Raw genomic sequence first — 22,631 nt, 5'->3', positions numbered from 1 at the left:
GACGGGCGTTGGTCCCGCGGCGTCCCGCTACCGCGCGCGCGGCCGAAGGCCGACCGCCAGGAAGCGCTCGATCATCGCGTTGACCTGCTCGGCCACCTCGATCGTGTTGAAGTGGCCCGCCAGCAGCGTCTGGGCGGTGACGAGCTGCGGGCAGAGCTCCCGCAGCCGGTCGAGGTCGCGGGCCTCCGCCACGAGCGGCACGTCCGCCGAGATGTAGGCCATCGGGACCCGGCAGGCGCGCGCGGCCGGGACGGGATCGTGGGCCAGCACCATGTCGCGCAGCGCCGCGTAGGCCACGTGCTGCGGTGTCCGCTGGCAGGGGCCGAGGATGAACGTCTCGAAGATCGCCTTCCGCCGGGCCGGGTGGTCGTAGGCGCCGCCGATCGCCCAGGCCATCTCCCGCACGACGGACCGGTAATCCGGGCCGCCGACGCCCGCCAGCAGCCCCTCGATCGCGGCGCCGCCCGCCGCGTCCGCCGACGGCAGGACGATCGAGTCGATCATGACGAGGCCGGCGGCGAGGTCGGGATGGCGGCCGCACAGCTCCAGCGCCACCGCGCCGCCGAAGCTGTGGCCGATCACGATCGGCTTCGCGAGGCCCAGCGTCCGGCTCTGCCACGCGACGTCCTCGGCGAAGCCCGCGACCGTGTAGTCGCGCTCCGGCGCGTCGCTGGCGCCGTGACCGCGCAGGTCGACCGCCACGACGCGGCGCGTCCGCGAGAAGTGCCGGATCTGCGGCGTGAAGATGCCGTGGTCCCCGGTCCAGCCGTTGATGAGCAGCAGCGGCTGCCCCTCGGGGGTGAGCGGCCCGGCCTCGATATGGGCGAGCCGGCCGCCGTCGCGCGTCAGGTGGAGGGGCTGCCAGGGGGGCGGATCGAAGAGCATGCGGGTTCTCCGTAGGGTCGGGAGGGGGCGCGGGGCGCCGGCCGGGCGAGACCCGCGTGGGCGGCGGCGGCCGCGAGGCTGCAGCCGAGCATCACGGCGGCCATCGACAGGGCGGACCGGCCGTCGAAGAACCGGGCGACGAGGTCGCTGGCGACGGCCGCCCCGAGCATCTGCAGGAAGACCGCGACGGCGCTGGCCGCGCCCGCCGCCTCCGGGCTTCGCTCCGTCGCACCAAGCACGGCGTTGGGCGAGACGAGGCCGAAGGCCAGGGCCACGCCGACCATCGCGGCGACCACCGGCAGGGCCGCGGGCGGCCGGGCGAGCGCCGCGACGAGGAGCAGGGAAGCCGCGCCGGTCGCCAGAACGAGGCCGGCGGCGATCACCCGCGGCGGGGGGACGCCCCGGGCCGCGAGCCGCCCGTTCAAGAAGGCGCCGACCATCACCGACAGGGAGCTCGCCCCGAAGACCAGCCCGTAGGCCAGCGGACTGAGCCCGAGGGCGTCGACGAACACCAGCGCCGAGCCGGTGATGTAGGCGAAGACCGCCCCGGCCGCCGCGGCGTTGCACAGGGCGTGGCCGAGGAAGACCCGGCTCGCCAGGATCCGCCCGTAGCCGCGCAGGATCCCCGAGGCCGGCCCGGGGCCCGCGGCCCGCTGCAGGGGCTCGTCGATGTGCCGGATCGCCACCAGGGCCGCCAGGGCGGCGGCGACCGGCGCGGCGTGGATCAGGCGCCAGCCGCCGAGATCCATCAGCCCGGCACCGACGGTCGGGGCCACCATCGGCACCACGTTGATGGTGAGGACGACGAAGGACATCCGGGCGCGCGCGGCCTCGCCCTCGAACAGGTCGCGGACCATCGCGAGGACCGCCATGCCGGGTCCCGCCGCGCCGATCCCCTGGAGGGCCCGGAACAGCAGGAAGTCCGGCAGCGTCCGCGCGGCGCCGCAGCCGAGGCTGCCCACGACGAGGAGGAGGCAGCCGCAGACGATGGCCGGCTTGCGGCCCAGCCGGTCCGAGACCGGGCCGTAGACCAGCAGCGCGCCGCCGAAGCCGAGCAGGTAGACGCCCATGGCCGCGCCCATCGCGGTGGCCGGGACGTGCAGCGCGGTCGCCGTGTCCGACAGGCTCGGCAGGATCATGTCGATCCCGAAGGTCGGGAGCGCCGCCAGCAGCCCGAGGAGCGCCGAGAAGGCGGCCGAGCCGGGGCGGATGCGGGGCCGCGCCGGCGCGGGCGCGCGGATCAGGCCCAAAGCCGGTCTCCGCCCCGGGCGCCGCCCCGGTCCGCGGAGGCCCGGCGCGCCGCCACCATCGCGTCGATCTCGCGGACGAGGCCGCCCGCGTCGAGATCCGCCCGCACGGCCGCCCCGAGAACTGCGGCGGCCCTACGGAAGCCCGGCTCCGCCAGGAGCCGGCTCGCCGCCGCGGCGATCTCGGCCTCGCCCGCGTCGGCGGGCAGGCGCAGGCCGGCGCCGCGCAGGGTGACGCGGGCGGCGTTGTCGGCCTGGTCGCGGGCCAGGGGGATCACCAGCAGCGGCGCACCGTGCAGCAGCGCGCGGCTGACCGTCCCGTGACCGCCCTGGCACACCACCAGGTCGGCCCGCGCCATGAGGGCGTCGTGGGAGGCGGCCGCCACGACCCGGACGGCGGCGGGGGCGGCCAGGTCCGCGGGCCCGACATTCGGGCCGGTCGTCACGATGGTCTCGGCCTCGACCGCGCCGACGGCGCGCGCGACGCGCCGCAGCAGGTCGGTCTGGTTCTGGGCGCCGGTGCTGCCGGCGACGAGGATCCGCCGCCGTCCCGTACCGGACCACGCGTGCCCCGTCCCGCGGGACCAGCCCGGCTCGTCGAGCAGCGGGCCGATGTAGCGGTAATTGGCGGGTAGCGCCTGCGTGTCGAAGTCGAAGGCGCGGCTGACGGCCAGCAGGACGCGGTCGGCGCGATCGAAATGGGCGAAGGCGCTGGCGACCGGCGGCAGCCCGAAGGCGCGCCGCGCGGCGTTGAGCGCCGGCCGGCCCCGCTCCATCGCCGACACGATGGCGGCCGTCGCCGCGTCCACCGCGTCCCGCTCCGCCTCGGTCCGCGGCGGCGTCAGGCCGCTCGCGGCGGGCGGAATGCCGGGGAGCGGGCGGATGCTGATATGCGGCGACAGGACCGCGTGCGGCAGGTCGGCCGCCTCGGCCGCCAGGGCGCAGCCGGGCAGGAGGTCGAGGCTCAGGACGGCATCGGTCGGCAGGCGGCGGATCTCGTCGAGCGTGTCGGCCGCGTAGGCGCCGGCCGGGGAGAACATCGTCTGCCGCAGCCAGTCCGCGAGATCCGAGAAATCGGCCGGGTCGGCGTCGAGGCCGGTCGGGGCGCGGCGCCAGCCGACGAATGGGAAGCCCGCCGCCTCGACCTCCCCGCACATCGCCGGGTCGGCCATGACGCGCGGGCGGTGCCCCGCCCGGCGCAGCTGCCGGGCCGCCGTGAGCACGGGGCTGAGATTGCCGGTGGTGCCCCACGAGATGCAGAGGACGTTGAGCGACATGATCTGGATGTCCCGAGATGATCGCGCGCGGAGGCGCGCGGAGGCCGCGACTCGGCTGACCTCCCTGGAGCGGTCTGAAAGACGACGTGGAGCTCTCGACGGCAGGAGCGTCAGGTCCGGTGCCGATTTCTGCTGCTGATATCGCGCAGGAAATCGACGTAGTCCGGGTGGATACTGTGAATGCACCCGCCGAATGCGAAGCTGACCACCAGCGCGTCGAGCAGCCATCGTCCGTGGCGGGCGAGCGCCGGTTGCGGCGCGGCGATCGGGGACGAAGCCGGGCCGCCGCGCTCCCGCGCCGGGCGTCCCGACGGCCCGGGAAGACCAGCAGCGGGCTTCCGACAGTCGGGCTCGGACTTGCAGAGATTTCGGTGAAGGTGCGGACCGATCTCCGGGATCGCGGCGTCAGTCATGATCACTTCTCTATTGCGAGAGCATGATCCTGATTTCCGCGGGTTACATCCCGGTGTCTCAACAAGATGATCTCGGTTACAGCCGTAACGGTGGCGATATCGTTTGTTCGATGCGGTACGTGCTGGGACGAATGCTCGCGCTGTGCTGTCACGCACAATATGGAGCGCGCAATCTTTTAGGGGGCGTGGTATCAACTCAGCCGTGTAAGGCCCGATGACCGGACGCGCCCAGATTGGCCGCCGGGGCGGGCCGGCGACGGACGCGAAGGACATCCGGGTGGCGCTATCAGCCCGACCGGACGCTTCTCCCGCTCCCCGAACCGGCGCGTCGAGATCGTGCCGTCGCGGCGGGCCGCCGCGAACCGGAGGTGGCCATGATCGAATCCAGTCTGGACCGGAGTCAGGGTCGGAGCGCGCGCGCCGGCACGACCCGCATCCTCCTCGTCGAGGATGACGCGGGCATGCAGCGCATCGTCTCGGACCACTTCGCCGACCACGACGTCGCCGTGACGGCGGCGACCGACCGGGCGGAGGCGGAGAAGCGGCTCGCGGAGGCCGAATTCGACCTCGTCGTGCTGGACCTGCGGCTGGGCTCGGAGAACGGGCTCGACCTGCTGCGCGACCTGCGGGCCCGGAGCGACCTGCCGGTGATCATCACCACCGGCCATCGCCGGGACGAGATCGACCGGGTGATCGGCCTCGAGCTCGGCGCCGACGATTACCTCGTGAAGCCATACGGGCTGCGCGAGCTGCTCGCGCGGGTCAGGGTCATCCTGCGCCGGGCCGAGGTGGCGCCCGCCCCGGCGCGGGTCCAGGATTCCCACCGCAGCCGCTTCGAAGGCTGGGTGCTCGACCGGCGTCGCCGGCGCCTCACCAATCCCGAAGGCGCGGATGTCGCGCTCAGCAAGGGCGAGTACGCCCTGCTGGTGGCCTTCCTCGACGCGCCCCAGCGCCCGCTCAGCCGCGAGCAGCTCCTGCAGGCCACGCGCGTCCACGAGGACGTGTTCGATCGCAGCATCGACGTCCAGATCCTGCGGCTGCGCCGCAAGCTGGAGGTGGATCCGAGCGCGCCGCGCCTGATCGTCACCGAGCGCGGCGTCGGCTACGTCCTCGCCGCGACCGTCGAGAAGCTGTAGCCGTGACCCGGTTCCGGGCAGACCGATGGCGCGTCGCGGTCGCGGCGCTCCTCGGCAGCGCCGCGGCGCTCCTCGCCGCGGCCGCCCACGAGAGGCCAGCCGGCCACGACAGGCCGGTCGACACCGCGCTCTCCGCCGAGGCGGCGGACGCGCTGGGGGTGATCACCCCGGTGCCGGACACCCTGGAGGCGGACCCGGCCCGGGCCGCGATCGGCCGCCTGCTCTTCAACGACACGCGGCTGTCACGCGGGGGCGACCGGGCCTGCGTCACCTGCCACGACATCCGCACCAGCGGCGCGAGCGCGGTGCCCCGGAACCTGACAGCCGACGGCACGCCGGTTCCGCGCAACACGCCGACGGCCTTCAACGCGGCGCTCAGCTTCCGGCTGGGCTGGGCCGGCGACATCCCGAGCCTGCGCGAGCAGGCCGAGCTCGCCCTGACGCGGCCCGAGTTCCTGGGCGGTTCCTGGCCCCGGATCCTCGACACGGTGCGCGGCGACCCGGTGCTCGCCCCGATGTTCCAGGCCGCCTACGGGCGCGCGGCCGACCGGGAGACGGTGATCGACGCGATCAACAGCTTCGAGCGCACGCTCCTCACACCCGACAGCCGCTTCGACCGCTGGCTGCGCGGCGACGCCCACGCCATCACCGGCGCGGAGCAGGCGGGCTACGACCTGTTCCGCCGGATCGGCTGCGCGTCCTGCCACCAGGGCGTCAATGTCGGCGGCAACCTGTTCGAGAAGGTCGGCATCTTCGTCACGATCCCCAACAAGGTGGCCGAGGTGCTGCGGGTGCCCAGCCTGCGCAACGTCGCGGTCACGGCGCCCTACTTCGACGACGGCGGGATCGCCACGCTCCCCGAGGCGGTGCGGCTCATGGCGCGGGCGCAGCTCGGCCGGGAACTCACCCCCGCGCAGATCGACGGGATCGTCGCCTTCCTCGGGACCCTGACCGGCACCTACGAGGGCCGGCCCCTGACCGCGCCGCCAGCGCCCGGCGCAGCCTCTCAGGACGGCAAGCCGCAGCTATGAGACTGACCCTGCAGGCCGTCACGCTCGGCGCGCTGCTCGCGGCGCTGCTCACGTGGCTGCTGATCAACGGCAACGGCGGGATGGAGGCCGCCTACCTGGCGACCCAGCGGACCGTCGACGCCCTGGCTCTGGCCGAGTCGCGCATGCAGCACGACGTGCTGCGGGCCCGGACCGGCCTGCTGCGCAACTACGACCCGATCGTCGCGCACCTGCGCGAGATGCAGAAGGCCGGGGCCGACCTGCAGGCGAGCAATGCCGGGGATCCCGACGTCCAGGCGCTGGCCGAAGCAGTGGATCGGGAGGCCGCGATGGTCGAACGGTTCAAGACCGGCAACGCCCTGGTGCAGAACTCGATCGCCTATTTCGACTCGCTCAGCGACCGGCTGTCCGAGTCGGACATCGCCCCCGGCCTCGCGCGCGCGGTGGCCGCGCTCCAGATCCGCATCTCGGAACTCGTGCGCGACTCGACGCCCGCGCGCCTCGCCGACATCCGCACCCGTCTCGAGACGTTGCACGCCGCCGACGGGGCGGCCGCCCGGGCCGGCGACGTCGACGCCATCGTCCTGCACGGGCGCCAGCTCCTGGAACTGCTGCCGCACGTCGACGCGGTCACGCGCTCGCTGCCGGCCTCGTCGAGCGAGGCGGCCCGCGAGGCGCTCCTGGAATCCCGGCGAAGCCTCCGCGACCGGCGCCAGGCCCGGGCGGACGGATTCCGTCTCGCGCTCTACGCCGTCGCCCTCGCGCTGCTCGCCCTCGTGGTCCGCGTGGGGGTGCTGATGCGTGCCGGGACCCGGATCCTGCGCCGGACCGTGGATTTCCAGACCGTCGTGGCGCAGGCGGCCAACCGCTTCCTGGCGATCCAGCCCGACGAGACCGACACGCGCATCGTGGACGTCCTCGCCATGGTGGGCGAAGGGCTCGACACGGATCACGGCTACGTTCTCATGCTCGACGGCACCGGCGCGGTGCATCTCTGGAACCGGCCCGGCCTCGCGCCGCCGAGCGGCTGGCCGGCGGCGCAGCAGACCCTCGTTCACGACGTCGCGGCCGCCGCCAGCGACCTCATCTTCGTCGAGGTGGCGGACGAGACCGGGCCGCCGGCCCTGCGCCGCTCCCTGGCCGAGCGCGGCGTCGTCTCGTGGGCCTGCGCGCGGCTGCGCCGGGGCGATCGGATCGTCGGCCTGCTCTGCTTCGAGCGCACCACCTCCGGCCTGCCGCCCTGGCTGCGGCACTCGCGCGGCCTGCTGCAGGTCGTCGCCGACAGCTTCGCGGCCGCCCTGGAGCGGCAGCACGTCTGGGCCGAGCGCCGGGAGATCGAGGCGGCCCTGCGCCGCGCCCAGCGGCTCGAGGCCATCGGCACCTTCGCGAGCGGCGTCGCCCACAACATCAACAACGTCCTCAACGTCATGCTGGGCCACGCCGAGATCGCCGGGGACGCCCTGCCGGCCCATCCGGGGCGGGCGGCCGAGCATCTCGGGCTGCTGGTCCAGGCCGGCGGTCGCGCGCGCGAGATCGCCGGCCAGATCCTCGATTTCGGCCGCCCCGCGCGCTCCGCGCAGTGCACCAGCGCGGCGGACGCGGTGGTCCACGAGACCGTGGCGCAGATCCGGGCCTCCACGGCCGGACCGGCCACGATCGCGCTCTCGGGCACCGCGGAAGGCGCCCGCGTCGGCGGCGAGCCAGCACAGCTGCAGCAGGTGGTCCACAACCTGATCCGCAACGCCGTCCAGGCCTCCGCGCCGGGCGCGGCCGTCGACGTGCGGCTCGACCGCGTCGCCCTACCGCGTCCCGCCGCCCTGAGCCACGGCAGCCTGCGGCCCGGCGCCTACGTCCGGATCCGCGTGTCCGACACCGGCCGCGGCATGGACGAGGCCACGCTCGCGCGGATCTTCGAGCCGTTCTTCACCACCCGACCGGCCGGGACCGGCCTCGGGCTCGCCACCGCCTTCGAGTTCGTTCAGGAGCACGACGGCGCCTTCGACGTGCGCAGCGCGCCGGGCAGCGGCAGCACCTTCGCGGTGTGGCTGCCCGTGATCCCGCAGGCCGCGGCCGGCGCGGCGGCCGGCGGGACCGTGATGCTGGTCGGGCGCACGCGCCGGTCGGTCCAGGACGACGAGGAGACGCTGGCGGCGCTCGGCTACGAGCCGGTCGGCTACGCGGACCCCGAGGCGGCCCTGGCCGTCCTGCGGCGGGAGCCGGGGCGGTTCGATCTGCTGATCGTCGACAACCGTCTCGCCGATCTCTCGGGCCTGGCCTTCGCGCACCGCGCCGCGCGGATCTCCGGGCGGCCGATCGTGCTCTCGCTTTCGGCGACCGACGCGGTGCAGCCGGAACTCCTCGCGGCGGTTCCCGTCGCCGACATCGTCCGGCGGCCGTGGCGCTCGAACGCCCTGGCGCTGACGCTGCGGCGCCATCTCGCCTCCGCCGACCCGGCGCGTCGCCCGGCTGCCGTCTCCTGAGGGCACCGGCGGCATCAGGATCCTGCGATCCGGCCACGCGGGCGCTATCCCGGCTTTGACAAGCTCGGCGTCACGTGGGACCGGTCTGGCATGCCGGGCGGCCAGATGCGCGATGCCGCCCCGACGATCGAACGGGCCGGGTCGAGTCTCGCCGAGACCCCGTCGCGCGAGGAACCCCCGATGCCCGTCGAAGCCGCGTCAGGACGCCATGCACGGGAGATCTGACGCCCCGATCTGCGACCCGGCCTTCCTCGCCGACGGCGGCGCGATGGCCGTGCTCCTGCGCGCGCACGACTGGGACAGCACGCCCCTCGGCGCGCTGTTCGCTTGGCCCGAATCGCTGACGACCCTCGTCGGGGTCATGTTCGGCGCGAACCGGCCGACATTCATCCTCTGGGGCCCCGAGCGGCGGCTCCTGTACAACGATCTCTACGCGGAGATCCTCGGCGACCGGCATCCCGCGGCCCTCGGCCGGGACTGTCTCGCGGTCTGGGGCGGGGTCGGGGCCGGTCTCGCGCCCCTCGTGGACAGGGCCTATGCCGGCCGGCCGGTCCACACGGCGGAGGGTGAGCCCCTCCTCCACGGCGACGGGGGTGCCGACGCGGCGCGCGTCGCGCTCTCCCTGGTGCCGGTCCGGGACACGGCGGGGCGCGTCACCGGCCTCGTCGGGACCTGCACGGCGATCGCCGGCCAGGCGGCCGCCGCCCGCCGTCCGCGCGAGACGGAGGCGTCGCGCCGGGACAACGAGGAGCGGCAATCCTTCCTGCTCGATCTCAGCGACACGCTCCGTCCGCTGACCGCGTCGGCGGAGATCGTCGCGGTGGCCTCGCGGCGCCTCGGCGAGCGCGTCGGCGCGAGCCGCGTCTTCTACGCCGAGATCGCCGGCAGCCTGATGAAGGTCGAGCGGGAATACGTCCGGGGCGTCGGCTCGATCGTCGGGGAGCATTCCCTGGCGGCGTTCGGCCCCGACCTGCTGGCCGCCTACCGCGACGGGACGGTGGTCGCGGTCGAGGACGTGGCGGCCGATCCCCGCTTCAGCGAGGCGGCGCGCGCCGGCCTCGGATCCCGCGAGGTCGCGGCCTTCGTCGACGTCGTGCTGTTCCGCGGCGCGGAGTGGGTGAGCCTGCTCGCGGTGCAGAGCGCGGTGCCGCGCGCCTGGACCACCGCCGAGGGGAACCTGATCCGCGACGTCGGCGAGCGCGTGAAGGCGGCGATCGAGCGCGCCCGCGCGGAGGCGGCCCTGCGCAAGAGCGAGGAGCACCTGGCGGCGATCTTCGCCGGCGCCTCGGTCGGCCTGTCCGAGGTGGATGCCGCGGGGCGCTTCCTGCGGGTCAACACCGAGCTGTGCCGGATCCTCGGGCGCCCGGCCGAGGCGCTGCTGCGGCTCGGCGTCGCCGACGTGACCGATCCCGCGGACCGGGCGCCGAGCGCGGCCGCGCTGGCGCGGGCCCTCGAGACCGACCGCGACGTCACCCTCGACAAGCGCTATCTCCGCCCCGACGGCAGCGCGATCTGGGCCAGCAGCAGCATCCGGCGCCTCGACGACGCGGACGGCAGGCTCAAGAGCCTGCTGATCGTCACGGCCGATCTCAGCCGGCGCAAGGAGGCCGAGACGCGGCTGGCCGAGAGCGAGCGCCGCCTCCAGGACCTGAACGAGACCCTGGAGCTGCAGGTCTCCGAGCGAACCGCGGAGCGCAATCTCTTCGCCACGATCGTCGAGAGGACCGACATCATGGTGATGGCGGCCGATCTCGACTACAACATCCTGGCGATCAACAAGGCGAATGCGGACGAGTTCGCGCGCATCTACGGCGTGAGGCCGAAGGTGGGCGACAACATGCTCGACCTGCTGGCCGACCAGCCCGAGCATCAGGCGCAGGTGCGGGCGGTATGGGGACGCGGGCTCGCCGGCGAGGAGATCACCCTGGTCGAGGCGTTCGGCGACGCCGGGCGGGCGCGCCCCTCCTACGAGATCAGCTTCCGCACCCTGCGCGACGCGCGGGGGGCGCGCACGGGCTGCTACCAGTTCGTCATGGACGTCACCGAGCGGCTGCGCGGCCAGGCCGAGCTTGCCCAGGCGCAGGAGGCGCTGCGCCAGTCGCAGAAGCTGGAGGCGGTGGGCCAGCTCACCGGCGGCGTCGCGCACGACTTCAACAACCTGCTGACCATCATCCGCTCGTCCGCCGACTTCCTGCGCCGGCCCGATTTGCCGGAGGTCCGCAAGCGCCGCTACCTCGACGCGGTCTCCGAGACCGTGGAGCGGGCCGCGAAGCTCACCGGCCAGCTGCTGGCCTTCGCCCGCCGTCAGGCCCTCAAGCCCGAGGTGTTCGACGTCGGCCAGAGGGTGCGGGCGATCGCCGACATGCTCGACACGCTGACCGGCGCGCGGGTGCAGGTCGTGACCGAGGTGCCGGAGGCGACCTGCCTGGTCCGGGCGGATGTGAGCCAGTTCGAGACCGCGCTCGTCAACATGGCGGTCAACGCCCGCGACGCCATGGACGGAGAAGGCACGCTGACCCTGCGCGTGACCTGCGGCGCGGCCCTGCCGGCCATCCGCGGCCATGCCGGGTCCCGGAAGCCCTTCGCGGCGGTGTCGCTGATCGACACCGGCACCGGCATCCCGCCCGAGCAGATCGGCCGGATCTTCGAGCCGTTCTTCACCACCAAGGAGGTCGGCAAGGGGACCGGCCTCGGCCTGTCCCAGGTGTTCGGCTTCGCCAAGCAGTCGGGCGGCGACGTCGACGTGCGCAGCACCCTCGCTGCGGGCACCGCGTTCACCCTCTACCTGCCGGAGGTGGCGTCCGAGGAGCGGCCGGCGGGTGACCGCCTGCAGGATGCCCTCGCGCCGCTCGGGAGCGGGCAGCGCGTCCTGGTCGTGGAGGACAATGTCGGCGTCGGGCAGTTCGCGACGCAGATCCTGGAGGATCTGGGCTACCGGCCGACCTGGGCGGCCAACGCCGAGGAGGCGCTGGAGGAGCTCGGCCGGGCGGGGAACCGGTTCGACCTGGTCTTCTCGGACGTGGTGATGCCGGGCATGGGCGGCGTCGCGCTCGCGCAGGAGCTCCGGAGGCGCGCGCCGCAGGTACCCGTGGTGCTGACATCGGGTTACAGCCACGTTCTCGCGCAGTCGGACGCCCACGACTTCACGCTGCTCCACAAGCCGTACTCGGCCGAGCAGCTCGGCCGCATCCTGCATCGGGCCCTGGATCCGCGCCGGAAGGCCGGCGCGCTCGCGGATCCGTCCTGAGCCCGGGCTCCCGCGTCGGGATCCCGGACCTCCGGGCCGGGGCCTGCGCGGTTCGCCGCCGCCCTCAGCCAGCTTTCAGCTCGCCCTCAGCCCGCCCTCAGCTCGCCTTGGCCCACGCCACCGCGTCGGCGCCGGCCGGCAGACGCATGGGGCACGACGGGTCCGTCACCGCGCGCCACACCGCCTCCGCCACGTCCGAGGACCGGGTCAGGTCCCCGTCCGCCTGCTGGATGCCGGCGAAGACCTTCGCGGCCACCGCCGCGTAGGCTTCGGGGATGTCCATGCCCATGCGGGCGCGCGCGTTGGCGCCGAACGCGGTCTCCGGGGACCGTCCGGGAATGACCAGCCGGGCGCGGATGCCGAACGGTTCGAGTTCCAGCGCCACGGACTCGGTGAAGGCGTTCACCGCCGCCTTGCTCGCCGTGTAGACGGACAGCAGGTGCAGCGGGCGCTGCGTCACGCTCGACGTCACGTTGACGACGACGCCCGCGCGGCGCGCCCGGAACTGCGGCAGCACCGCTCGGGTCATCGCGATGGTGCCGAGGGTGTTGGTCTCGAACACCTCCCGCGCGGCGTCCATCGAGACGCCCTCCAGCGCGTTCAGGAGCCCGACGCCGGCGTTGTTGACCAGCGCGTCGACCGGTCCGGCCGCCGCGACCGCGCGGTCGATGCTGTCGTGGTCGGTCACGTCGAGCGGCAGGATGCTCAGACGATCGGAGGGCGCGAGCAGGTCGCTCCGCGGCCCGCGCATCGTGGCGACCACGCGCCAGCCCCGTTCGAGGAAGGTGCGGGCCGTCTCCAGGCCGAAGCCGGACGAGCAGCCGGTGATCAGGATCGTGTTCATGGGAACTCCCGTGCAGAAGCGGCAACGGGGTGATAGGGAGCGCGGGCCGGACCTGATACATGCGCAAGTCCGTTTCGCATTGGCGAGCGTCCGAGAATGCCCGATCCGCTCACCCAGGTGGTCGGCCTCCTCCGGCCGAGCGCCCCGCTGTCCAAGCTCGTCACCGGCTCCGGTCACTGGGCGGTGCGGCGCACGGATTCCGGGCTTCCGTTCTACGCCGCCGTGCTCGAGGGCGGGTGCCGCCTCGCGATCGACGGCGAGGCCGGGATCGTGCTCGGAGAGGGCGACTTCGTCCTCATCCCCGCGGCCCACGCGTTCACCACCACCAGCCTCGAGCCGCCGCCCCCGCGGCGCGCAGCGCAGCGTCCCGTCGCTGTGAGCCCCGGCGTGTTCCGGCTCGGCGACGCCGAGGGGCCGCCGAATGTCCGGATGCTCGTGGGCCACTGCGTCTTCGCGTCGAGCGACGCGGATCTGCTCGTCTCGCTGCTGCCCCGGTATGTCCATGCGCGCGGCGCCGCCCGGCTGACCACTCTGCTCGGCCTCGTGAACGAGGAGACCCGCGCCGACCGGCCGGGCCGCGACGTGGTCCTGGCGCGCCTGCTGGAGGTCGTGCTGATCGAGGCGCTGCGCGCCACCGCCGGGCCGGCGGCGCCCTCGGGACTGCTGCGCGGGCTCGCCGACGACCGGCTCGCCGCCGCCCTGCGGCGGATGCACGACCGTCCGACGGCGAGCTGGACGGTGGCCGCGCTCGCGCGCGAGGCGGGCCTCTCCCGGTCCACGTTCTTCGAGCGGTTCCGCCGCGCGGTCGGGGTCGCCCCGATGGAGTACCTGCTGGCGTGGCGGATGGCGCTGGCGAAGGATCTGCTGCGCCGCGAGGCGGTCGGGATGGCCGAGGTAGCCGCGCGGGTGGGCTACAGCTCGGCGAGCACCTTCAGCGTCGCCTTCGCCCGGCACGTCGGCCGGCCGCCGATCCGGTACGCCCGCGAGCGGCCGGTGCCGTGATCCGGGCCGGCTGGCCGTGACCCGGACGAGCCCCGGGCCAAGCCCGGGCCAGGCCCGGACACGGTGAGGCGGCTTCCTTCCGGTCCGGCACCGGCATCGACGGTGCCAGCCGGCCCTTCGCCCCGAGGCCGGGTTCGGGTACGAGACCGGAATCGCGCTCGACCCCGTCACCCGCCGCGGCGCGACCGACGCGCCACGGCCCCTCGCGCAGGAGAACGTCCTGATCACCGATCCGCAGGCCCTCCGCGCGCAGGCCGGTGCCCGTGCGAGCCGCCGCCAGGACCGCGCCGCTCGATGGACGCTGGCATTCCGCGCGATCGCCGGCGGCGTCCGAGCCGACATCGGCGCTCCCCCGCGGGGCACCCTCGGCACGGCGGCGCGCTCCTGATGGTCGCATCGTCCTGGGCGCCCGCCGCCGCACCCGGCGGTCCGGCGGCATCGCGGCGCGTCGGCTCCATCGACGCCCTGCGCGGGCTGGTGATGCTGCTGATGCTCGTCGACCACGTGCGGGAGTTCTTCTACCTTCACGCGCAGGTCCGCGACCCGATGGACCTCGTCGCGACGCCGCCCGACCTGGTCCTGACACGGGCTGCCTCGCACCTCTGCGCGCCGGTCTTCGTCCTGCTCACCGGCCTCTCGGCGTTCCTCTACGGGCAGAGGCACGGCGCGCGGGCGACCGCCGCCTTCCTGCTCAAGCGCGGTCTGCTCCTGCTCCTGCTGGAGGTCACGCTCGTCAACGTCGCCTGGGCCGGCAGCGTCCGGCCGCCGATCCTGTACCTGCAGGTGATCTGGGTGATCGGTCTCTGCATGGTGGCGCTGGCCGGCCTGCTCTGGCTGCCGCGGGCCGCCCTCGTGGCCGGGGCCCTGGCGCTCATGCTCGGCCACAACCTGCTGGACGGGGTCGCGATCCGGGCGGACGAGCCCGGCTACGTGCTCTGGTCGATCCTGCACCAGCGCGGGATGATCGCGCTGCCCTGGGGCGGGCTGGCGCGGACCTCGTACCCGCTCCTGCCCTGGATCGGCGTGATCGCGGCCGGCTACGCTCTGGGGCCGCTCTTCGCCGGCGGTGTCGACGCCGCGCGCCGACGCGCGGGACTCCTCGGGCTGGGGGCGGCCGCCCTGGTCGGCTTCCTCGTCCTGCGCGGGCTCAACGGCTACGGCGAGCCGGTGCCGTGGCAGGCGGGGGCCACGCCGCTCGCCACGGTGCTGTCCTTCGTCAACCTGACCAAGTACCCGCCCTCGGCCGACTTCCTGCTGCTGACCCTCGGCCTCGGTCTCGGCCTGCTGGCGCTGTTCGAGGTGATGCCGCAGCGGCTCCTCGGCGGCCTGCGCGTCTTCGGCGGCGCGCCGCTGTTCTTCTACCTGCTCCACCTCGCGCTGCTGCGCGTCCTCTACGACGGCGCGGTGGCGCTGGGCCTCGCCGGGGCGTCGGGACGGGTGGAGGCCGGCTCGCCCCTCGCGCTCTGGCTCGTCGCGGCCGCCGTGAGCGTTCCCCTCTGGCTGGCGTGCCGCGTCATGGTGCGCCTGAAGCGGGCCTCGACATCGCCGGTCCTGAGCTACCTCTGACGGCGGCCCCTCGGCCGCCGACATCCGCCGCGGCCCCGTGTGGGAGCGGCCACGACCGGGCCGCCCCCGCGGTCCCGCGTCACGACAGGTCCGCCCCGTCGCGGTCGTGCTGATGGCGCAGCTCGGGGGTCCCCTTCACCGGCCCGACGGTGACCTCCGCGTCGCTCCGGCTCTCCGCGCGCGCCGTGTCGATGAAGACGCGGGCCTCGCCTTCGCGCACGCCGAGACTGCGCAGCGCGTAGAAGGACATGCCGAGGGCCAGCTCCCGCTCGCCCATCAGCACGAGGCCGACGCCGTCCTCCTCGAGATGCCGACGTTCCGCCTCGCTGTGCGTGCGGACCACGGTGTCGATCCCCGGGTTGGCGGCGCGCGCGGCCTCGACGAGGCGACGGGCCTGATGCGCGTCGGGCGTGGCGACGACGAGCAGGCGCGCGGTGCCGATACCTGCCGCCTCGAGGATGCCGGGCGCGGTCGCGTCGCCGAACACGGCCTGCGTGCCGGCCGCGCGCAGGGCCAGCACGCGGCGCCGGTCGCGCTCCACCACCACGTAGGGCAGGTCCCAGGTCTCCAGCGTCGCGCCGATGCTGCTGCCGACGCGCCCGAAGCCGATGATCACGACGTGGTCCCGTCGCGGCGGCTCCCCGCCCGAGATGGCGACGTCGGCCGCGCCCTTGCGCGCGAAGCGGGCGGCAAGGTCCGGCCGGTCGGCGAAGACCTGCTCGATCCGCGCTGCCAGGGCGAAGAAGAGCGGGTTCAGCGTGATCGACAGCAGGGCTCCGCCCAGGATCAGGTTGCGCCCTTCCTCGGGCAGCAGCTTCAGCGACAGGCCGAGCGATACCAGGATGAAGGAGAACTCGCCGATCTGGGCGAGGCTCGCGGCGATCGTCAGGGCCGTGCCGAGCGGGTGCCGGAAGGCCAGCACGATGGCGACGGCCGCGAGGGACTTGCCGACCATGATGACGCCGAGCACCGCCAGGACCGAGAGCGGCGCGCGCAGGAGGATCCCCGGATCGAACAGCATCCCGACCGACACGAAGAACAGGACCGCGAAGGCGTCCTGCAGCGGCAGCGAATCAGCGGCCGCCTGATGGCTGAGATCGGACTCGGCGAGCACCATCCCGGCGAAGAAGGCCCCGAGGGCGAAGGAGACCCCGAACAGCTCCGCCGAGCCGAAGGCGATGCCCAGGGCCAGGGCCAGGACCGCGAGGGTGAACAGCTCCCGCGAGCCGGTGCGCGCCGCCTGGTCGAGCAGCCAGGGCACGAAGCGGCGTCCGCCCACCAGCATCAGCCCCGCGAAGACCGCGACCTTGGCGAGCGTCAGAACGACGGTGAGCGCGAGGCTCTGCGCGTACTCCGGTCCGACGAGCTGGGCGACGAGGTCCGTGAGGGCGTGGGCCGTGCCGTGCCCGAGGCCCCGGGCCTCGCCCCCGAGCGAGGGCGCGAGGGCGGGCAGGACCACGAGGGTCAGCACCATCGCCAGATCCTCGACGATGAGCCAGCCCACCGCGATGCGGCCGTTGTCCGTGTCGAGGAGGCCGCGCTCCTCCAGCGCGCGGAGCAGGACCACCGTGCTCGCGACGGAGAGGGCGAGGCCGAAGACCAGGCCCTGCCCGAGGGTCCAGCCCCAGGCGAAGGCGAGGCCGATCCCCATGGCGGTCGCCGCCGCGATCTGCACCACCGCTCCGGGCAGGGCGATGGCGCGCACGGCCATCAGGTCCTTGAACGAGAAGTGCAGCCCGACCCCGAACATCAGCAGGATGACGCCGATCTCGGCGAGCTGGCCCGTGAGGTTGCTGTCGCCCACGAAGCCCGGCGTGTAGGGGCCGACGAGGACGCCCGCGACCAGGTACCCGACCAGCGGCGGCAGCCTGAGGCGCTGCGCGACCATCCCGCAGATGAAGGCGAGGGTCAGCCCGAGGGCGATGATGGCGATCAGTTCGGTCGCGTGCGGCACAGGGTCTTCACCTCCGGGGGGCGATGCGGATCGGGCGGAGCGAGCCTTTCCGAATGGCGGCCGCGATTCAACGCTCTTCCGACCGAACGCCTGTGCGAACCGCCGTCGGCGATCGCCGCGTGCCCCTCGGGCGCCGCGAAACCGCCTCCCGCCGAGCCGCGATGGTCTTCCGGAGTGCTGTCCCGCGCCAGGGCGGCGGGCGCCGCCCGCGTCCGCGCGTCCCGATCGCCCATCGTGCAGGAATCCGGCGCGCGGTCGAGGGCCGAGGCGGGTCGGGGCGGGACGAACGGCCGGGACCTGGAACCCGCGGCCTCGCCGCTGCCGGAACCGGGCGCCTCGTTGGGACCCGCGCCGCGGGAGCGGTGCCGCCCGCGCGACGTGCGGCAGCCTGACCGGGATGCGCGACTCCGTCACGCGGCCCGGAAGCGGGCGCGCGTCCGGCCGCAACAGGGTCGGGTTTTGCTCTAGCTGTCCGTGAGGATCGACGTGAGATCCGTGAACCCCTGGGCCTCGCTCGTGAGCAGGGCCACGAGCAGCAAGCACAGGCCGCCCAAGAGTGCGACCCCGGCCGTGGCTCCCACCAGATCCGACGTCCGAATGGTCGGCTCAGCTTGACGGCTGAACAGCAAAGCTCGCCCCTTGCGAGTGTTCGGATACGTACGGCTCACGCGATGCCCCCAGAGATCGAGGCCCCTCGTATTAACGTTCACATGATCGGCTCTTCATCCGCGCGCGAACCGCGAGCATTGTAAATCGCGTGCGCTGGCACACGTCTACGATCTGGGAAGAGGATGATTTGACCTTCCCTCGATTGTCCGGGTCTTGGTCGCGGGCGGCCGCTGCTCTTTGGGGACAGCTTCGGCCACCGGGCGCCGTTCATGCTGACGATCCTGTTCGCCGAGACATTCCGGGAGGTGCACGTCGTCTGGCCGACCTCGATCGATGACGGGCTGGTCGATCGCGTGAAGCCCGACACCATGCTGACCGAGATGGACGAGCGGCTTCTCCATCTGACCGTCGACGGCGGCTTCGCTGTTGCGGTGCACGCGCGCGGGCGGTTCGGCGCCGAGCTATCAGGGGTGTCGCGGCGCGGGTCGCCGCGCATGCCGCGGCCGTGACAGCGGGACGGCGCCGGTCGCGCGAAGCTTCGCCGCATGGGCAAGGTGCGGGGCTAACGCGGCCCACTGCCTTCGACCGTCGTCGGTGAACCGAGCCAGCCCTTCGCCGCCGCCGCCGCGCGCAGGATTGCCTTGGCCGGCTCGTACTTGAGATGAAGCCGCTCGCGGGTCTCCGGGGGCAGGAGCGCCAGACGCCCGGGATCCGAATTGTCCTCGAGGTCGGCGAGCTTGACGAGGGTCGCCCGGAGGGTGCCCACTTTCGCGATGTTGTTGATCCAGGCCGCGTAGGTGACGCGACCTCCGGGCTTCGTGAGCATGGCGACCGAGGTCAGCACGTTGTCGCTGAAGCCCTCCTTGGCCAAGTCCCCGAACCCATAGCGGGTGTCCTCGACCACATCGTGCAGCCACGCGGCCTGCAGCGCCTCGTCCCGCTCCAGGTCGGACCAGAACGGGCACCCTTCCGACAGCCCGAGCACGCCGGCAGCCACGCGCGCAAGATGCTCGATATACGGCCTGCCGCCCTTGTCGACCTGGCCGTCGTGGGCGACGGTGGCCACCGTCCGCGCGTCGGCCGCGGTCCGGCGGAGGGGAGGCAGGATCACGCGGTCATCCCTTCACCGGATACGCCAGCAGGGTCGCTGTCCCGGCCATGTACCGCTCTCAGCCCGACACGAACAGCATCATCATCCGCGCCGCCGCCGCGATCTGCTCGACGGTGGCCTCCGGCATGTCGGCAACCGCCTTCTCGACGATGCTCCGGGCGATGCCGTCGTACAGGCCGATGCCCAGCGCGAACGTGCTGAGACGAACCAGCACGCTGTCGGCGATCGTCTTCCGCTTCGGATCGGGCACGTCGCTCATGTCGTCCTCGGGAAACTCATGTTGATCGCGCTCTCGGCCACTTGCAGCGCAGCGCCGGCGCGGAGGCTCGTCGCCTGAGAGCGCATTTCGATGGCCTGGGCCACGTCGACGTGGTGGCCTGTCGGGATCGTGAAGGGCTCAGCCGTCGCGGTCTCGCTCTCCACAGCGGTCGTCTCGGCCTCACGGTGCGGAGCACCGGCGCCGGACGGCCCGCGGGCCGTTCGGGACCGTGCGGATTCTCGTGACGCGGGGCGACACCGCGCGTTCCGGTGGACCCGCACAGCCTCGGCCCCGAAGGTCCTGTTTTCCTTGGGAAATTTGGCTGGGGCGCCAGGATTCTCACCCAGCACGAACACAGCCAATCATTCGGGACAAGTCATTGATTTTACACGCGCTTCAGCTTCGTGCGCACAGGCAGTTGATACGATCCTGCGCCCAGTGCCAAGGGCGCATTCCGCTGCTCCACAAGGGATCGCAGTGAGCCGAAATTCGAAGGAATGGACGCTCGCTTTGAGCCTCGGCCATGAACGAGTCTTCGTCGGCAAAGCGCTACGGGTGGACCTTGCTGGTCTGCCCGGAAGCGGACGTTCCGCGTCCGACCCATCCAAGACATTCAGCCGACAACCGCCCCTGCTCAAGAGCGGACGTGCTCGTCGAATTCCGCAGCCATTGCGGCAACGCGGTCGTGAACGCTTTTACGATCTAAGCCTGACGTATCCTCGAACAGTTCCGGGGCGGCTTCTTGCCCTCTGTCGCTACCTTCCGGCAGGAACGTGTAGTGGTTCACTCCACCGCGGATCATCTCAAAGGTGCTGGTGGCGACCCTCGCTTGGATCGCTTGGCAGCATAAATCTGGCGGAGCAGTCGTATCGGCGTCGCCACCTATGAGGAGAACGGGACGGGTAATGGCGCGCAAGCTCTCTTCGGAGAAGCCGAGCACGGATCGTCCCGGAGCAATGGCGACCGCGCAGCGGACGCGTTCGTCACGATAGTCATCGCGCCGCCTCTCCCAGGAGGCACGAAACACTGCGCTCGCTTGTAGTCTGAGCACCTCGTCGGCGAGTTGCGGGAACTCGCGAGGGCCTCGGATTGGGCTCTTGACCGGATTGTCAGGCTCGAACTGCGAGTAGGCGACGCGCGCTCCGGCGAGAAGCATCGCCGTGTAGGCACCGGCCGAGAAGCCGACGACGCAGGCCCGGTCCTCAACTGCGACCCCGAGATCGCCTCGCCAGGACGAATCATCGAGCAGAGCGGTGACATCGCGTGCGCGCTCCCAGAGGCAGAGAAATCCCTCCGCCCGATAGGTCTGGGTACCCGTGTGCCCGTGGTGATCGATGCCAACGGCGACGAAGCCGCTCTCTGCCAGTCGATGGCCAAGCCAGTCCATCGCGAGGGCGCTTGCGCCGCTGCCATGAGACAGCAGCATCAGCGGTCGGGGTTGCCGAGAACGAAGGGGCTGCGCATCAAGAACAACGGGTCGCAGCTTGAACCAGGATGCTCCGTTTGGGTGTGATGCAACGCTGACGTCAGCGGCGGGATACCAAGCCGACCACGAGATCGGGCGAGCGCTCGTTCCTTCCCAGTTCGAGCGAGATGGGTCGAGACACAGACCTGATCGAAACCCGACTATCAAGAACAGGCCCTCGGCACGCGAACCGACGCATTCTTATAGCTTCGATGCCGAACTGACGAAAAGCAGACGGTCCGAAAACCACCCCGAGCGGTCTTCCAATACGCGCGTCGCCATCAAGACCGGCAACCTGCCGCAAAACGGTCGATGTTTGATCCTGGCGGAGTGCCAGTCATCTAGAATTGCGTAGGCGATACAGGACGTGGCGCTTAAACGGGTCGTCCGGCGCACGGCGAGGGTGATCAAAATCATCGCGCGGGTCGTGGCGCATCCCGAGCCGCTCCATGACCCGGCGCGAAGGCATGTTGCCTTCGACCGCGTAGGCCACGATCTCGTCCAGCCCAAGCCGTTCGAAGCCATCCCGGAAGGCGGCTTTAGCTGCCTCGACCGCGTAGCCTCGTCCCCAATATGCCCGAGCCAATCTCCACCCTGCTTCGACAGCCGGTGCGAATGGCATGTCGTCGCTCTCGTTCTGGAGGCCGACGAAGCCGATGAACGGACTGACGCCGGGTGCCTCGACCGCCCAGAAGCCGAACCCGTTATCCTCGATGTGCCGCTGCAAGTCGTTCGCCTGGGCGTTGCTATCTGCCTCGCTGAGCGTACCAGCCGACCACCAACGGCGAACCTCAAGATCCGCGTTCAGAGCCGCGAAGTGTGGAAGGTCCATGTCACGCCAGGGCCGTAGAAGGAGGCGGCGCGTCTCGATCATGGATCCCGCCCGAGTTCGACGACCGTTTCGCCGACAAGGCGAAGGGGTGAGCGTTTCATCACAATCGACCGTTCTTCCGCATGGTGAGAGAAGGGGGCCGCTTTCGATCTCTACCTCGTCAGAAGCGGCCCGGCAAAAATCCGCCCTGAGCCGCCCTTCCGCACCCGACCCATATGAGACGCTAGGCTCACGGTCGCCGCCTCTTCAGAAGCAGACACTCGCCAGATCAAGCCAAAATGCCGTTCTGGATGCATAACGGGCAAAAGCCGGTCGTCATTCCGAAAGCAATTATATTAGTCGTCAGGCCACAGGGTTGGTTTGTAAATAGACCAGGACTGCATTCTGGGATAGGTTTTCCCGATCAGTCATACTTAGGAAGGCGTTACATAAAAAGTAATAACATGGCGGCCCCACCTAAGGCACCGCATAAAATTGCAACTGCTAATGTCTTGATAATTCCGCGCAAAACGTAATGCCTTCGACGTTTATTCGATATCTACCAAGCTGCTTTTTAAATATGTTGCTGCTAGAGGCGAAAATTTATAACGTTTAATATTATTCAAATTCAGTGTCTGGATAAGATCGACGCCAAGCTCCTAATCTATCAACAAACTCCGCATCAATTGCATCAATTGTTCTGCAAACCTTATGTATTGCTCCGATACTAGTTAGATACTTGTGCTCATTTTCCGAAAGTTCTATTTTATATTTGACAAAATTTTTGATGACTCCGACCTTCGCAAGATACTCAGCAGCATTAAACCATGCATCTCCTTGCTGCCACTTGCCAATGTGTATTCTTTCGTCACTCATTGAGCAGTACTGCTCGACGATCATTGAGCAGGCGTCGAGCACCGCCTGCGATGGGTTTTTAGTTTCCGCGCCGTCATTGTGTTGCCATTCTTTGCTTGTCCAAGTACCACCTGTTCCGCGCCCAAATCCGTAAGTTTCAGAAATCAAACCACATTGTTCCAAAATTTCAATTGCATTCTCAAGGCAGCTGAGCCCTTTAGCATCAACTTTATCATCATCGTTCTGTACCGCACAAACGAGCCGCGCGAGAATAACGAATTCCATACTCAGCATCGTTGCTAGCCTCCGTCTTATAGGTTCGGCGGCGTCCGCTTTTTGAAATTTTAGCTCTGAAATGGACACGCCGAAACCCACCCCGAGCGGACAGTCGGATAGCGACCCACATCAGCCCTGCTGGCGAGGGTGAAAATTTCCCAAAATCAGCCATTCACTGATCCTC

19 protein-coding genes are annotated in these 22,631 nt (G+C 71.2%); 7 read left to right on the top strand and 12 right to left on the bottom strand.

From position 1 onward, the window contains the following. Positions 1–27: 27 nt before the first annotated feature. From ACQKQD_RS07070 to ACQKQD_RS07055, 4 genes are all read right to left on the bottom strand, one after another. On the bottom strand, positions 28–885 hold the full coding sequence (locus ACQKQD_RS07070) for an alpha/beta fold hydrolase (protein ID WP_427507938.1): 858 nt from the start codon (positions 883–885) through the stop codon (positions 28–30). Continuing rightward, on the bottom strand, positions 846–2,135 hold the full coding sequence (locus tag ACQKQD_RS07065) for a Bcr/CflA family efflux MFS transporter (RefSeq protein ID WP_427507937.1): 1,290 nt from the start codon (positions 2,133–2,135) through the stop codon (positions 846–848). The genes ACQKQD_RS07070 and ACQKQD_RS07065 overlap by 40 nt, the downstream gene beginning before the upstream one ends. After that, complete coding sequence (locus ACQKQD_RS07060; protein WP_427507936.1) at positions 2,126–3,409, bottom strand: glycosyltransferase; 1,284 nt, start codon at positions 3,407–3,409, stop codon at positions 2,126–2,128. Before ACQKQD_RS07060 ends, ACQKQD_RS07065 begins: the two co-directional genes overlap by 10 nt. A 110-nt stretch (positions 3,410–3,519) precedes the next feature. Next, positions 3,520–3,822 (bottom strand): hypothetical protein, encoded by a 303-nt coding sequence (locus tag ACQKQD_RS07055; RefSeq protein WP_427507935.1) that lies wholly within the window; start codon positions 3,820–3,822, stop codon positions 3,520–3,522. A 374-nt stretch (positions 3,823–4,196) separates the two neighbouring features. Here ACQKQD_RS07055 and ACQKQD_RS07050 point away from each other — a divergent pair, with 374 nt between their 5' ends. From ACQKQD_RS07050 to ACQKQD_RS07035, 4 genes are all read left to right on the top strand, one after another. Beyond that, positions 4,197–4,958, top strand: coding sequence for a response regulator (locus tag ACQKQD_RS07050; protein WP_427507934.1), 762 nt, complete (start codon positions 4,197–4,199; stop codon positions 4,956–4,958). Positions 4,959–4,960: 2 nt separating this feature from the next. Then, positions 4,961–5,989 carry a cytochrome-c peroxidase gene (locus ACQKQD_RS07045; protein WP_427507933.1) on the top strand — a complete coding sequence of 343 codons (1,029 nt, stop codon included), beginning with the start codon at positions 4,961–4,963 and terminating at the stop codon, positions 5,987–5,989. Further along, complete coding sequence (locus ACQKQD_RS07040; RefSeq protein ID WP_427507932.1) at positions 5,986–8,448, top strand: two-component system VirA-like sensor kinase; 2,463 nt, start codon at positions 5,986–5,988, stop codon at positions 8,446–8,448. The genes ACQKQD_RS07045 and ACQKQD_RS07040 overlap by 4 nt, the downstream gene beginning before the upstream one ends. Before the next feature lie 208 nt (positions 8,449–8,656). Then, entirely contained in the window at positions 8,657–11,695 is a 3,039-nt protein-coding gene (locus ACQKQD_RS07035; RefSeq protein ID WP_427507931.1) for a PAS domain-containing protein, read from the top strand. Between the two features lie 97 nt (positions 11,696–11,792). Here the strand turns inward: ACQKQD_RS07035 and ACQKQD_RS07030 are convergent, their stop codons facing one another. Further along, positions 11,793–12,539, bottom strand: coding sequence for an SDR family oxidoreductase (locus ACQKQD_RS07030; RefSeq protein WP_100252319.1), 747 nt, complete (start codon positions 12,537–12,539; stop codon positions 11,793–11,795). A gap of 96 nt (positions 12,540–12,635) precedes the next feature. Here ACQKQD_RS07030 and ACQKQD_RS07025 point away from each other — a divergent pair, with 96 nt between their 5' ends. Then, positions 12,636–13,541: an AraC family transcriptional regulator gene (locus tag ACQKQD_RS07025; protein WP_427507930.1), complete on the top strand. Its 906-nt coding sequence runs from the start codon at positions 12,636–12,638 to the stop codon at positions 13,539–13,541. 387 nt (positions 13,542–13,928) lie between these two features. Then, the gene (locus tag ACQKQD_RS07020) at positions 13,929–15,107 is read left to right on the top strand and encodes a DUF1624 domain-containing protein (RefSeq protein WP_427507929.1); all 1,179 of its coding nucleotides are present in this window, start codon (positions 13,929–13,931) and stop codon (positions 15,105–15,107) included. A gap of 79 nt (positions 15,108–15,186) precedes the next feature. On the opposite strand, the gene ybaL is transcribed toward ACQKQD_RS07020, so the two are convergent. Further along, the gene (gene ybaL / locus ACQKQD_RS07015) at positions 15,187–17,061 is read right to left on the bottom strand and encodes a YbaL family putative K(+) efflux transporter (RefSeq protein WP_056532444.1); all 1,875 of its coding nucleotides are present in this window, start codon (positions 17,059–17,061) and stop codon (positions 15,187–15,189) included. Between the two features lie 878 nt (positions 17,062–17,939). Between ybaL and ACQKQD_RS07010 the strand changes: the two genes are divergently transcribed. Further along, complete coding sequence (locus ACQKQD_RS07010; protein WP_427507928.1) at positions 17,940–18,179, top strand: hypothetical protein; 240 nt, start codon at positions 17,940–17,942, stop codon at positions 18,177–18,179. Between the two features lie 53 nt (positions 18,180–18,232). Here ACQKQD_RS07010 and ACQKQD_RS07005 read toward each other — a convergent pair whose 3' ends face one another. From ACQKQD_RS07005 to ACQKQD_RS06980, 6 genes are all read right to left on the bottom strand, one after another. Then, the gene (locus ACQKQD_RS07005) at positions 18,233–18,781 is read right to left on the bottom strand and encodes a metal-dependent phosphohydrolase (protein ID WP_427507927.1); all 549 of its coding nucleotides are present in this window, start codon (positions 18,779–18,781) and stop codon (positions 18,233–18,235) included. 58 nt (positions 18,782–18,839) lie between these two features. After that, a complete protein-coding gene (locus tag ACQKQD_RS07000; protein ID WP_056532440.1) occupies positions 18,840–19,040 on the bottom strand; it encodes a hypothetical protein in 201 nt (66 codons plus the stop codon). After that, positions 19,037–19,204: a hypothetical protein gene (locus ACQKQD_RS06995; protein WP_427507926.1), complete on the bottom strand. Its 168-nt coding sequence runs from the start codon at positions 19,202–19,204 to the stop codon at positions 19,037–19,039. Before ACQKQD_RS06995 ends, ACQKQD_RS07000 begins: the two co-directional genes overlap by 4 nt. Positions 19,205–19,674: 470 nt before the next feature. Further along, complete coding sequence (locus ACQKQD_RS06990; RefSeq protein ID WP_427507925.1) at positions 19,675–20,673, bottom strand: alpha/beta hydrolase family protein; 999 nt, start codon at positions 20,671–20,673, stop codon at positions 19,675–19,677. A gap of 169 nt (positions 20,674–20,842) precedes the next feature. Beyond that, on the bottom strand, positions 20,843–21,379 hold the full coding sequence (locus tag ACQKQD_RS06985) for a GNAT family N-acetyltransferase (protein ID WP_427507924.1): 537 nt from the start codon (positions 21,377–21,379) through the stop codon (positions 20,843–20,845). 555 nt (positions 21,380–21,934) lie between these two features. After that, entirely contained in the window at positions 21,935–22,465 is a 531-nt protein-coding gene (locus ACQKQD_RS06980) for a hypothetical protein (protein ID WP_427507923.1), read from the bottom strand. Between the last annotated feature and the right edge of the window lie 166 nt (positions 22,466–22,631).

This window comes from Methylobacterium sp. NPDC080182 (genome assembly GCF_050281105.1).
GTDB lineage: Bacteria > Pseudomonadota > Alphaproteobacteria > Rhizobiales > Beijerinckiaceae > Methylobacterium.
The sequence above is the reverse complement of the archived record's forward strand: the minus strand, read 5'-3'. Positions and strand labels throughout refer to the sequence as shown.